A 14195-nucleotide genomic window follows, 5' to 3' on the forward strand; every position below is an offset into this window, starting at 1 on the left:
CGCCAGCCTTCGACGCCCGTGACGGGCGGGCTGGTGGGCGCAGAGCAGCTCGCATACATCACCTACACCTCCGGCTCGACGGGGATGCCCAAGGGCGTGGCCATTCCGCACCGGGGCGTGGTGCGCCTGCTCATCGGCTCTCGCTTCGTGGACCTGGGGCCGTCGGAGGTGGTGCTGCAACTGGCGCCGCTGGCCTTCGACGCGTCCACCTTGGAGATTTGGGGCGCGTTGCTGCACGGGGCGCGACTGGTGCTCTACCCGCAGCGCACGCCGGACCTGGCGGAACTGGGACAGGCGCTGGTGCGACACCAGGTGTCGGTGCTCTGGCTGACGGCGGCGCTCTTCGAGCAGATGCAGCAGCACCAGCCGGAGGCTTTGGGCACGGTGCGTCAACTGCTAGCCGGTGGTGACGTGCTCCCGGCGCCTCGCGTCCGGGAGCGGCTGGCGCAGGGCGTGGGGCTGGTGAACGGCTACGGCCCCACCGAGAGCACCACCTTCACCGCGTGCCACAGGATGGCGCCGGGCGACGCGGTGGGTGACTCCGTCTCCATTGGACGGCCTATCGCGAACACCCAGGTGTACGTGCTGGATTCGGCGATGCAGGCCGTGCCCGTGGGTGTCCCGGGTGAGGTGCTCATCGGCGGCGACGGACTGGCCCGGGGCTACCTGGGCCAGCCCGCGCTGACGGCCGAGCGCTTCGTGCCCAATCCCTTCGGGCCTCCGGGGACTCGGTTGTACCGCTCGGGAGACCGTGCGCGTTGGCAGGCGGACGGCACGCTCCAGTTCCTGGGCCGAGTGGACTTCCAGGTGAAGCTGCGGGGCTTCCGCATCGAGCTGGGTGAAGTCGAGGCCGCGCTGCGCAATCACTCCGCGGTGGAGACGGCGATTGCCGTGGTGCGCGAGGACATCCCAGGGGACCGGCGGCTGGTGGCCTACGTGACACCGGAGGACGTGGACACCGCGTCCCTCCGAGAGCATCTGCGCCAGCGGCTCCCCGAGTACATGGTGCCCAACGCCGTGGTGGTGCTGGGCACCCTGCCCCTGTCTCCGAACGGCAAGGTGGACCGCAAGGCCCTTCCAGCTCCGGACCTGTCGCCCACCGAAGACACCCAGGCGGCGGATCTGCCCCTGCTCCAGCAGCAGTTGGCGGCGTTGTTCCGGGAGGTGCTGCACGTCGAGCGGGTGCGGCCTCACGACGACTTCTTCGAACTGGGAGGCCACTCGCTGCTGGCCACGCAGTTGGTGACGCGCATCCGCGCGGCGCTCGGCGTGGAGGTCCCGCTGAGGACGCTGTTCGAGGCGCCCACGCTCGCGGGCCTGGCGGAGCGCATCGAAGCGCTGATGATGCAGGCGTCGCGCGCCGCGATGCCTCCGTTGCTGCCCGTGCCCCGGGATTCGGCGCTGCCCTTGTCCTTCTCGCAGCAGCGCCTGTGGTTCCTGGCGCAGCTCCAGAAGGGCCATGCCGTCTACAACGTGCCCTTCGCCCTGAAGCTGTCCGGGGCGCTGGACGTGGACGTGCTGCGGCGCACCTTCGCCGAAGTCGTGGCTCGGCACGAGGTGTTGCGTACCTCCTTCTCCTCGACGGAGGGACTGCCCACGCAGCACGTCCAGCCGGCGCCAGAGGTCTGGGACCTTCCGGTGGAGGACCTGTCCTCGCTCAAGGGGCCGGCTCGCGATGCGCGCGTGCGGCAGCGGATGACGGAGGAAGCCCGCTTCCCGTTCGACCTGTCCGTCGCGCCTCTGCTCCGCACCGTGCTGCTCCGTCTGGACGCGGACGAACACGTGCTGCTGCTGTGCTTGCACCACATCGCATCGGACGGCTGGTCCATGGGCGTGCTGGTGCGTGAGGTCGCCGCGCTCTACGCCGCGCTCAGTCAGAACCAGCCGACTTCCCTGCCGCCCCTGCCTGTGCAGTACGCGGACTTCGCCGCGTGGCAGCGGCAGTGGGTGCAGTCGCAGGGCATCCAGACGCAGCTGGCCGAGCTGCGGAGCCACCTCATCGGGGTTCCCGCGCTGGAGTTGCACGGCGACCTGGGCCGGCCCGTGACCCGCACCGTTCGTGGCTCGAGCCATTTCTTCGCGGTGTCGGCGGAGCTGGCGGAAGCCCTGAAGAAGGTGGCTCGTGACCAGGGTGCCACGCTCTTCATGGTGCTACTGGCGGCCTATGAAATCCTGCTCTCCCGCTACTCGGGACAGAAGGACTTCTGCGTGGGCAGCCCCATTGCCCACCGCACTCAGTCCGAGCTGGAGCCCCTGATCGGCTTCTTCGTCAACACGTTGGCCCTGCGGGCCCGGTTGGACGGGGCGCCGACCTTCGCGGAGCTGGTGTCGCGCGTCCGCGAGGAGTCCCTGGCGGCCTACGTGCGCCAGGACGTGCCGTTCGACCGGCTGGTCGAGGCCGTTGGCGGCGAGCGCGGTGGCGGCAAAACGCCGCTCATCCAGGTGATGTTCGCCCTGCAGAACGCGCCCATGCAGCCGCCGTCGCTGCCGGGCGTTACGGTCGAGCAGATGCGGTCCAGCACGGACACGGCTCGGCTCGACCTCACCCTGTCGCTGATGGAGCTGGGCGATGGGAGTCTGGAGGGAGGGCTGGAGTTCAGCCTGGACCTCTTCTCACCCGAAGCGGCGATTCGACTGACACGGCACTTCCAGACACTGCTGGAGGCAGTCGTTCGCGATCCGCAGACGCGCATTCAAGCGCTGCCGATGCTGCCCGACGACGAACAGCAGCAGGTACTGAAGGGCTTCCAGGGACGGGAAATGGCGCCTGCTTCGGAGGTGACTATCCACGCGCTGGTGGAGGCGCAGGTGGCGCGCACGCCGGACGCGGTGGCAGTGGCGTTCGAGTCGGAGCGGCTGACGTACCGGGAGTTGGACGCGAGAGCCAACCAACTGGCGCACCACCTGCGTGGCCTGGGGGCGGCACCAGAGTCGCTGGTGGGCGTGTGCCTGGAGCGCTCGGTGGACATGGTGGTGGCGCTGCTGGGCGTGCTGAAGGCGGGCGCGGCCTACGTGCCGGTGGACCCGGCGTACCCGAAGGAGCGGCTGGGGTGGATGCTGGAGGACACCGGGGCGTCGGTGCTGCTGACGCACGAGAAGTGGAAGTCGGTGCTTCCGCCCAGCGCCGCGCGAGTGGTGTGCCTGGACAGCGCAGCAGGTGAAGTGGCGAAGCAGCCGGTGACGAAGCCGGTGGTGCGAGTGGGCCCGGAGTCACTGGCGTACGTCATCTTCACCTCAGGAAGCACGGGGCGTCCGAAGGGGGCGATGAATGCGCACGGAGGCGTCGTCAACCGGCTGAAGTGGATGCAGGAGGAGTACGGGCTTAACGGCACGGACGTGGTGCTGCAGAAGACGCCCTTCAGCTTCGACGTGTCGGTGTGGGAGTTCTTCTGGCCGCTGCTGGCGGGGGCGAAGCTGGTGGTGGCGCGGCCTGGCGGGCACCAGGAGCCGGCGTACCTGGTGAAGCTGATGAAGGCGGAGGGCGTGACGACGGTGCACTTCGTGCCGTCCATGCTGCGCGCCTTCGTGGAGGAGCCCGGGCTGGAGGGGTTGGGAAGCCTGCGGCGGGTGGTGTGCAGCGGCGAGGCGTTGAGCGCGGAGCTGGTGAAGAAGGCGTACGCGCGGCTGCCCGCACCGGCGCGGGTGCACAACCTGTACGGGCCGACGGAAGCGGCAGTGGACGTCACGTACTGGCCCTGCCCTCGTGGAGAGGACTTCCACCGGGTGCCCATCGGCCGGCCGGTGGCGAACACGGTGCTGTACGTGCTGGACGTGCACGGCCAGCCGGCGCCAGTGGGCATTCCGGGCGAGCTGCACATTGGCGGCGTGCAGGTGGGACGCGGATACTGGCAGCGGCCGCAGTTGACGGCGGAGCGGTTCATTCCGGATGCCTTCAGCGGCATTCCGGGCGCGCGCCTGTACCGCACCGGAGACGTGGCGCGGTGGTTGCCGGACGGCACGCTGGAGTACCTGGGCCGGGCCGACTTCCAGGTGAAGCTGCGCGGCTTCCGCATCGAGCTGGGTGAAGTCGAGACCGCGCTGCGCACGCATCCCGGCGTGCGCGACGCCGTCGCCGTGGTTCGCGAAGACGCCCCGGGCGATCAGCGCCTCGTGGCCTACGTCACGGGAGAACCGGCGCCGGACGTGACGGCGCTGCGGGCACGGCTGGCTGAGCACCTGCCGGCCCACATGGTGCCTACGGCCATCGTGACGCTGCCGTCCCTACCTCTGTCTCCCAACGGAAAGGTGGACCGCAAGGCTCTACCTCTGCCCGTTGCCACCCCTGTCCCCGGGGCTTCCGCCCCGCCCGTGCAAGAGCGCATGACTCCGTTCCAACAGCGCGTCGCCGCCCTCTTCCGTGAACTCCTTCGCGTGGAGCAAGTGGGCCTGCACGACGACTTCTTCGCACTGGGAGGTCACTCGCTTCTGGCCACCCAGCTCATCTCCCGCCTGCGGACGACGTTCGGCGTGGAGCTCTCCCTCAACGCGCTCTTCGACGCGCCCTCCGTGGCCCGAGTCACCGAGCTCGTCGAGGAAGGCATGCTCCTGCGCGTCAGCGCGCCCCAGATTCCGGCGCTCCGGCCCGTGCCACGCGATGGGAACCTGCCGCCGTCCTTCGCACAGCAGCGACTGTGGCTCATCGACCAGCTCCAGCCCGGCGGCAGCCAGTACAACCTGCCGGGAGCGCTCAGGCTGGAAGGCGCGCTGGACACCGAGGCCCTGCGCCGTGCGCTGGAGTACCTCGTCAAACGCCATGAGCCGCTGCGCACAAGCTTCGTGATGCGTGACGGCGACCCCATCCAGGTCATCCACCCCGCGGCGGACTGGGCGCTTCCCCTGACGGACCTCACGAGCCTGCCGGAAGGCGACCGGGAGGCCGAGGCGCGCCGGTTGGCCGCCACGGATGCGGGCCAGCCGTTCGACTTGAGCGCGGGCCCCCTTCTGCGCACCCTGCTGTTGAAGCTGGACGCGGAGCTGCACGTGCTGGTGCTGACCATGCACCACATCGTGTCGGATGGCTGGTCGCTCGGCGTCATCGTGCGCGAGGTCGCCGCCGCCTACGATGCATTCGCCCAGGGCCGAAGCCCGGCGCTGCCGCCGCTGCCCATCCAGTACGCGGACTTCGCGTCCTGGCAGCGGCAGTGGCTCCAGGGCGAGGTGCTCACCGCGCAGGTCGATTGGTGGAAGGAGCAGCTCGCCGGTGCGCCCCAGGTCCTGGACCTGCCCACCGACAAGCCGAGGCCCACCCATCGCTCGCAGTTTGGAGAGCTCTTCCCCATTCACCTGCCCCAGGACGTGGTGGCGCCGTTCCTCGCGCTGGCGCGCCAGGCGGGGGCCACTCCGTACATGGCGCTGCTGGCCGTGTGGCAGGTGCTGCTCTCGCGTTACAGCCGGCAGGAGGACCTGCTGGTGGGCTCGCCCATCGCGGGCCGCCGCCACGGCGAGGTCGAGGGCCTGGTCGGGTTCTTCGTCAACACGCTGGTGCTGCGGGCTCGGGTGCGTCCGCGCGACTCGTTCCGCACCCTGCTCGCGCAGGTCCGCGATACCACCCTGGCCGCGTACGAGCACCAGGACCTGCCCTTCGAGAAGCTGGTCGAGGAGCTCCAGCCACGCCGGGACCTGGGCCGCAATCCGCTGGTGCAGACCTACTTCTCCCTGCTGAACACGCCCACGGGCCCGGTGCGGGCCACGGGCCTCACGCTGAGGCCGGCGGACGTGGACATCGGGACCTCGCGCTTCGACCTGGGGCTCGCCCTTACGGATGACGCCGACGGCCTGCGCGGTGCCATCGAGCACAGCACTGACCTCTTCGAGACCGCCACCGTGGCCCGCCTAGCCGGGCACCTGCGCGTCCTCATGGCGTCTGTGACCGCCGCGCCGGACCAGCCGCTGGGCACGCTGGACATGCTCACCCCCAGCGAGCGTCAGCAGCTCCTCCGGGAGTGGAATGACAACGCGGCCCGGTATGACGGCGCTGGCGGCACCATCGCGGAGGTCATCGCGCGGCACGCCTCCCTGCGCCCCTTCGCCGTCGCGCTGGAGTGTGGTGACGAGACGCTGACCTTCGAGCAGTTGGACACGCGGGCCAACCAGCTCGCGAACCTGCTCCGTTCGCGCGGGGTGAGCACGGAAGTGCTCGTGGCCGTGAGCCTGGACCGGGGCACGGCGTGGGTCATCGCGATGCTGGCGGTGCTCAAGGCCGGAGGCGCCTTCGTGCCGCTGGACGCGTCGTACCCCGCGCAGCGGCTGGCCATCATGCTGGAGGACGCGCCACCGCGCCTGCTGCTCACGTCGCGGGCCAACCACGCCAGGTTGCCGCTCCCCGACGGCGGGCTTCCCACCCTGCTCCTGGAAGAGCTGGACCTGTCGGAGTGGCCCACCACGTCCCCGGTGTCCGACGTGGGACCGAATCACCTGGCCTACGTGATGTTCACGTCCGGGAGCACGGGGCGCCCGAAGGGCGTGGCCATCCCGCACCGAGGCGTGCTCCGCCTCACGTGCAGTGAGCCCTTCATCCGCTTCGGCGTCCGGGAGACCGGGCTCGTCATGGCGCCCGCCTCGTTCGACGGCTCGGTGATGGAGCTGTGGCTTCCGCTGCTCAACGGAAGCGGCGTCGTCCTGTATCCGCCGGAGGCGCAAGCCAGCGACCTGGACACGCTGTCGCGCGTGGTGGAGCGCCACGGCGTCACGCTCATCCACTTCCCCGCGGGCCTGTTCTCGCAGGTCGTGGAGCACCGGACCGACCTGCTGAAGAAGCTGCGGGCCATTCACGTGGTGGGTGACATCCTGTCCGCCCCCCACACGCGCCGCACGCTGACCACCACCGGAGTCCCCGTCTCCAATGGCTATGGCCCGACGGAGAACTCCATCATCTCCACCAGCTACACGGCCTATGAGGCCTCGCAGGTCGGGGCCTCCGTGCCCATTGGCCGGCCTGTCTCGAACACGCAGGCCTACGTGCTGGATTCGCAGCTCCAGCTGGTCCCCGTGGGGGTGCCGGGCGAGCTGTACGTGGGCGGTGAAGGGCTCGGGCGCGGATACGTGTCGCGGCCGGACCTCACGGCGGAGCGCTTCATCCCCGCCCCCTTCGCCACCCAGCCCGGTGCGCGCCTCTACCGGACGGGAGACCTGGTCCGGTGGCGCCCGGACGGCACGCTGGAGTTCATTGGCCGCATCGACAATCAGGTGAAGGTGCGCGGGTTCCGCATCGAGCTGGCGGACGTCGAGGCCGCGCTGCGCACCCAGCCTGGCGTGCTGGAAGCCGCCGCCGTGGTCCGCGAGGACATCCCCGGTGACAAGCGACTGGTGGCCTACGCCATGGGACGCGATGACGCGCCGCTGGATGTCGCGGCGCTCCGCGCGGGCATGCGTCAACAGCTCCCCGAGTACATGGTGCCGTCCGTCTTCGTGGTCCTCCCCACGTTGCCGCTGAGCACCAGTGGCAAGGTGGACCGGAAGGCACTCCCCGCGCCGGACAGCGCGTCCACGGGCCGTGAGGGCCATTTCGTGGAGCCGTCGAGCCCGCTGGCGCAGCAGCTCGCCGCGCTGTGGGCGAAGGAGCTGGGCACGGAGCGCGTCGGCCTCCATGACCACCTCTTCGATGACCTGGGCGGAACGTCCCTGTCGGTCGTGCGCATCGCCAAGCGCATGCGGGAGACGTTGAACCGGGAGGTGCCGGTGGTGTGGCTGTTCGAGCACCCCACCGTGGACGCGCTGGCCGCCGTCCTGGAGCGCGACGCGAAGGTGGACGAGGTCGCCGCCGCCCCCGCGCGGCCCGAGCCTGCCTCCGAGCCGAGCGCCGAGGCGAAACCCGCCACGGGCTCCGGCCTGGTCGCCATCGTGGGCATGTCGGGGCGCTTCCCGGGAGCCAGCTCCGTCCAGGACTTCTGGCGGAACCTGCGCGACGGTGTGGAGTCCATCTCCCGCTTCAGGCCCGAGCAGTTGGAGCGGATGCCCGGCCTGCCCGAAGGCTTGGAGCTGTCACAGCACCCGGCCTTCGTCCCGGCCGGTGGTGTCCTGGATGGCATCGATGGGTTCGACCCGGGCTTCTTCGACCTGTCGCTGCGTGAAGCGCAGTGGATGGACCCACAGCAGCGGCTCTTCCTCCAGACGGCGTGGTCCGCGCTGGAGGACGCGGGCATCGACCCGGAGCGCACGCCCGAGGCCATCTCGCTGTACGCGGGCGCCGTCGACTCCGGCTACAAGGACGCGGTCCGGGCCACGCTGCCGCTGGATGGTGCGGCCCTGTTCGAGCTCTACGGCACCGCCACCCATGAGAGTCTGGCCACCAAGGCGTCTTTCAAGCTGGGGCTCACCGGTGAGAGCGTCCTCGTCTACACGGCGTGCTCCACGGGGCTCGTCGCTGTCCACCTCGCCTGCCAGAACCTGCTGGCGGGTCGTTCGGGTGTGGCGCTGGCGGGGGCCACGCGCATCGCCGTCCCGCAGCGCACCGGCTACGTCTACCAGGAGGGCATGATTCTCTCTCCGGACGGACACTGCCGGAGCTTCGACGCGAACGCGCAAGGCACGGTGTCCGGGAACGGCGTCGCGTGCGTGGTCCTCAAGCGGCTGGAGGACGCGCAGCGGGATGGCGACTCCATCTACGCCGTCATCCGGGCCACGGCGACCAACAACGACGGGCGCTACAAGTCCGGCTACACCGCCCCCAGCGTCCAGGGCCAGGCCGCGGTCATCTCCCAGGCGCTCGCGCGCTCCGGCGTGCGGGCCCAGGACATCGGCTACGTGGAGGCCCACGGCACGGCGACGCCGCTGGGCGACCCCATTGAAGTGGCCGCGCTCCAGCGCGCCTACGGCCTGGGCGCCGAGCACCGGGGCACCATCGCCCTGGCCTCGCTCAAGAGCAACATGGGGCACATGGACACGGTGGCCGGACTGGCGGGCCTCATGAAGGTCGCGCTGTCCCTGCACCATGGCGAGGTGCCGCCCAGCCTGCACTTCGAGCGGCCCAATCCGCAGATCGACTTCGACGCCAGCCCCTTCTTCGTCAACACCACCCTGCGGCCGTGGCCGAGGACCGAGACGCCGCGACGCGCGGCCGTCAGCTCCTTCGGCATTGGCGGCACCAATGCCCACGCAGTGCTCGAGGAGTCCCCGATGGCGCACAGCGGCTCCACCACGCGCTCACACCAGGTCGTCACGTTGTCCGCTCGCTCCGCCGAAGCGCTGGACGCGGCGGCGCGGCAACTCGCCGGGCATGCCGAGGCTCACGCCGCGGAGCTGTCCCTGGCGGACGTGGCCTTCACGCATGCCGTGGGACGCAAGGCCTTCGAGTTCCGGCGCACCGTGGTGGCCCGGGACGCCGCGGACCTGGCGGCGCGGCTGCGCAAGCCGTACACGCCGGTGAAGGTGGCCGATGCCGACGTGAACCGCCGCCGAGTGGCCTTCATCTTCCCGGGCCAGGGGGCGCAGCAGGCGGGCATGGGCCGCGAGCTGTACGAAGCGGAGCCGGCCTTCCGCGCTCACGCGGATGCGTGCCTGGCGCTGCTGGAGCCCGCGCTTCGGGAGCGGGTCCGCGAGGTGCTGTTCGCCGGGCCGGGAGTGGACGCGGCGGCGGTGGCTGATACCCGTGCCGCCCTGCCCGCGCTGTTCACGGTGGAGTACTCGCTGGCCCGGATGTGGATGGACTGGGGCCTGCGGCCTTACGCCGTGCTGGGGCACAGCTTCGGTGAGTATGCCGCCGCGTGCCTGTCGGGCGTGCTGTCGCTGGAGGACGCGATGCGGCTCGCCGTGGCACGTGGCGAGCTGATGCACCGCATGCCTCCGGGCGCGATGCTCGCGGTGGCAATGCCAGAGTCGCAGGTGCTGCCGCTGCTGACGGGCCGGCTGTCGCTGGCGGCCATCAACGCACCGGATCGCTGCGTCGTCGCCGGACCCATCGCGGAGGTGGAGCGGCTTCAGGATGAGCTGCGCCGCCGTGAAGTGGGCACCGTGCGGATGCCCGCGCCGCACGCGTTCCATTCGGCGGACGTGGAGCCGCTGATGCCGGCGCTGGCGGACGTGGTGAACTCGCTCCAGCGGCATGCGCCGACGCTCCGTTACGCCTCCAGCGTCACGGGACGGTGGGCACAGGCGAACGAGCTGGCCCAGCCGGACTACTGGGCGGCGCAGATGCGCCAGCCGGTGCGCTTCACGAATGCCGTGGGGGCCCTGCTCGAAGAGGGATGCAGCCTGTTGCTGGAGGTCGGCCCGGGGCAGGACCTGACGCCGCTGGTGCGCGCCTGCCTGGGACGCGACAAGGAGCGGGTCAAGGCGGTGGCGACGCTGCGCCGTGGCGGCACGACCCCGGAGCACGCGAGCCTGATGACCGCGGTGGGCGAGCTGTGGACCCTGGGCGTCTCGGTGGACTGGAACGTCTTCTACGGCCACGAACAGCGGCTGCGCCTGCACCTGCCCACGTACCCGTTCCAGGAGAAGCGCTGCTGGGTGGAGGCTCCGGCGCGGCCGGCGCAGGCGGCCATTCCCGCGCCGACGCATGGCGCGGGGCACGCGGCTGCGCTCGCCTCGGTCGCGGCGCCGTCATCTCCTGCGAATGGGGGGCTCCACGCGTCCCCGGCGCCAGCGTCAGGGGGGCAGGTCGGTTCCGCGGCTGCGTTCCCGGCGCCTGGGAGCTTCGCGACGCCCGGCACCCCGCAGCTCTCTGCCCATGTGCCTGGAGGACAGAATGGGTCCTCGGCTCCCGTCCAGACCCACGGCAGCCTCGCGGCCCCTCAGGCCACGTCGCCGCATCAGGCCCAGGGGACGCCCGCGCCTGCTCCCACCCCAGAGCGTGAAGACTCGCCGCGAGGCGACATCGAGGAACGGCTGGCGGCGCTCTGGCGTGAGCGGCTCGGCCTGACGTTCGTGGGCCGCGACGACAACTTCCTGGAGATCGGCGGCAACTCGCTGATGGCCGCCCAGCTCCTGAACCAGGTGCGGTCCACGTTCGGGGTCCAGCTCCCCCTGGCCGCGCTGTTCGAGGCCCCCACCGTGGCGGGCATCGCCCAGCGCATCGAGCCCCTGCTGCGTCAGGCCCCGGTCGTGGAGGCCACGCGCGAGCTGCCCATCGTCCCGTTGCCTCGCGACCGGCCCCTGCCGCTGTCCTTCGTCCAGGAGCGCGTCTGGCGCCTGGAGCAGCACCTGCCGGGCCTGTCCGCGTACAACATCCCGTTCGTCTTCCGGCTGGAAGGCGTCGTGGACGCGGTCATCCTGGAGCGCGCCGTCCAGGAGATCATCCAGCGCCACGAATCCCTGCGGACGACCTACGACGTGGTGGATGGCCGCCCGGTCCAGCGCTTCCACGCGCGGATGCACGTCCCGCTGGTGCGCCTGACGCTCACCGGCACCCCCGAACAGCGCGAGGCCGAGGCGATGCAGTTGGCCCGCGAGGACGCCGCGAAGCCGTTCGATCTGGTGAAGGGCCCCGTCGTCCGGACCACGCTGCTCCAGCTCGACGAGCACGTGCACATCCTGCTGGGCAACATCCACCACATCGTCAGCGACACGCTGTCCGTCAACATCTTCATCCACGAGCTGTTCCAGTGCTACGCGGCCTTCCAGCAGGGCCGTCCAGCGCCCCTGCCGCCGCTTCCCGTGCAGTACGCGGACTTCGGCGCATGGCAGCGGCAGGTCGTCGCTGAAGGGCGTCTGCCCGAGCAGGAGCAGTGGTGGCGCAACCAGCTGGCCGCCATGCCTCGGCAACTGAACATCGCCACGGACCGTCCGCGCCCCAAGACGAGCCCGCTGACGTCGGTGCGCATGCCGGTGTCCTTCTCGGCCGCGCTGTCCCGGGAGGTGGCGGAGTTCGGAAAGCGTGAGAGCTACACTCCATACATGATGGTGCTCGCCGCCTGGCAGGCGCTGCTGCACCGCTACAGCGGGCAGACGGACATCATCGTCGGCACGCCCATTGGCAACCGCACCCGGCCGGAGCTGCTGCCGCTCATCGGCTACGTGGCGCACTCGGCCGCGTTCCGCACCAGCTTCGCGGATGACCCGACGTTCCTCGAGCTCCTGGCCCGCGTGCGGCAGGAGGTCAACGACGTCCAGTTGCGTCCGGACGTGCCCTTCGAGCACCTCGTGGAAGCCCTCGTTCCCGGCAAGGACATTGGCCGGGGACGGCTGACGGACACCATCTTCGTCTTCCACACCACCGTGGGAGGCACGGCCGCCGCGCTGGAGCTGACCGGCGTCCGTGGAACCATGGTGGAAGTGCCGGACGCCCCGGTGCAGTGGGGCGCGACGCTGTCCGACCTGTCCCTCGTGCTCGGCGATGACGCCGGTCGCATCAGCGGCGCGCTGGAGTACGCCACCGAGCTGTTCGACGAAGCCACGGCACGGCGCATCGTGGAGCACCTCCAGGTGCTGTTGGGCTCGGCGCTGGCCCGGCCCTCGGAGCGCATCTCCCGGTTGCCCCTGGCCACGGAGGAGGACCGGCGCGCCTGGCCTGCCCCCCTTCCCCGGCCCGTCTCCACGCCGATTCCCTCGCGGCTGTCCCAGCGCGCGGCCCGTCAGCCGGGAGCCACCGCCGTCATTCAGGGCTCGACGTCGTGGACCTGGAGCGACCTCGCCCAGCGTGCGCGCAACGTCGCCGCGCGGCTGCGAACGCTCGGCGTGCAACCCGGTGAGCCGGTCGCGGTCTGCCTGAAGCCGTCCCCCGCGAAGCTGGCCGTCCTCTGGGGTGTCCTGGAGGCCGGTGGCGCCGTCGTGGCCGTGGGCCCCACGGACCTGGGGCGCCTGTCGGACTTCGCGGCCCCCGGAGCCCGGGTGCCGGTGCTCGTCACGTGGCAAGGCATCATGACCGCCGCGCGGCTGGATGCGGCGCGGGTGCTCCATGTGGAGGACACGCTGGAGTCTGCCGGTGCGCTGGCGGAGCACCCGGCTCCGGCCCCGGAGGCGCTGGCGTGGCTGCTGCCCGTGGGCGCCAACCAGTCGCCGTGGGCCCTGGTGCATCAGGGGCTCACCGAGCTCTTTGACGCGCTCGACAAGCGGCTGCGGCCTGCGGAAGGCACCACGTGGGTGGCCGCCGCGGAGTCCTCGGCGGAGCGCCCGGAGCTGGAGGCCCTGTGGGCCCTGTCACGCGGGCTGACCGTGACGTTCCCCTCCGAGCAGGTGACGGCCCAGTGGGAAGTCCTCCAGGGCGGCGGTCCTCGCCAGGGCGCGATGGACCTGAGCCTCATCTACTTCGCCAACGATGAAGACTCGCTCGTGGGTCCGAAGTACGAGCTGTTGGTCGAGGGCGCGAAGTACGCGGACGCCAACGGCTTCTCCGCGGTGTGGACGCCGGAGCGGCACTTCCACTCGTTCGGCGGCCTCTATCCCCAGCCCGCGGTGGTGGCGGGCGCGCTGGCCACCATCACCCGCAACCTGAGTCTGCGCTCGGGCAGCGTCGTCCTCCCGCTGCATGACCCGCTGCTGGTCGCCGAGCAGTGGTCCGTGGTGGACAACCTCTCCGGAGGCCGCGCGGGTCTGTCGATTGCGACGGGCTGGCACGTGGCGGACTTCACCTTCGCCCCGCAGAACTTCGAGGATCGCCGCAACGTCCTGCTGCGGAACCTGGAGACGGTGCGCGCCCTCTGGCGAGGCGAGAAGCTCCGCCGTCCGGGTGGCGGCGGCGTCACGGTGGAAGTCGGCCTGCGGCCCAAGCCCGTCCAGAAGGACCTGCCGGTGTGGCTCACGGCTGCCGGCAGTCCGGAGACGTTCCGCCTGGCCGGCGAAGTGGGCGCTGGCGTGCTCACCGGTCTGCTCACGCAGTCACTGGAGGAGCTGAAGCAGAAGGTGGGGCTCTACCGCGAAGCGTGGCGCCGCAACGGGCATCCGGGCCGTGGCCACGTCGCGTTGATGCTGCACGCGTTCATCGGCGATGACGAACAGGAGGTGCTGCGCACGGTCCGCAAGCCGCTGCTGAGCTACTTCCGGAGTTCGGCGGAGATCACCGCCACACTGCTGGCCGCGCAGGGTTACCAGGGCGAAATCGACAAGGTGTCCGAGGAGGACGTGAATGCCCTGCTCGAACACACCTTCGAGCACCACGCGAAGGGCACCGGCCTCATCGGCACGGTGGAGAGCGGCGTGCAGCGCCTGCTCCACGTCCGGGAAGCCGACGTGGACGAGGTGGCCTGCCTCATCGACTTCGGCCTGGACACGCCGGTGGTGCTGGAGGGCCTGCGCCGGTTGACCGTGATTCGCGAGCGCCTGGA

1 protein-coding gene (only partly in view) is annotated in these 14195 nt (G+C 70.7%); it reads left to right on the forward strand.

This entire window lies inside a single protein-coding gene on the forward strand: locus FMP39_RS37890, encoding a non-ribosomal peptide synthase/polyketide synthase. The 46185-nt coding sequence extends 14628 nt beyond the window's left edge and 17362 nt beyond its right edge, so the window shows coding positions 14629-28823 — codons 4877 (complete) to 9608 (partial); the first complete codon in view begins at position 1. Both codon boundaries (start and stop) fall beyond the window edges.

It is taken from the genome of Myxococcus sp. AB056, assembly GCF_006547365.1.
Taxonomy (GTDB): Bacteria; Myxococcota; Myxococcia; order Myxococcales; family Myxococcaceae; genus Myxococcus; species Myxococcus virescens.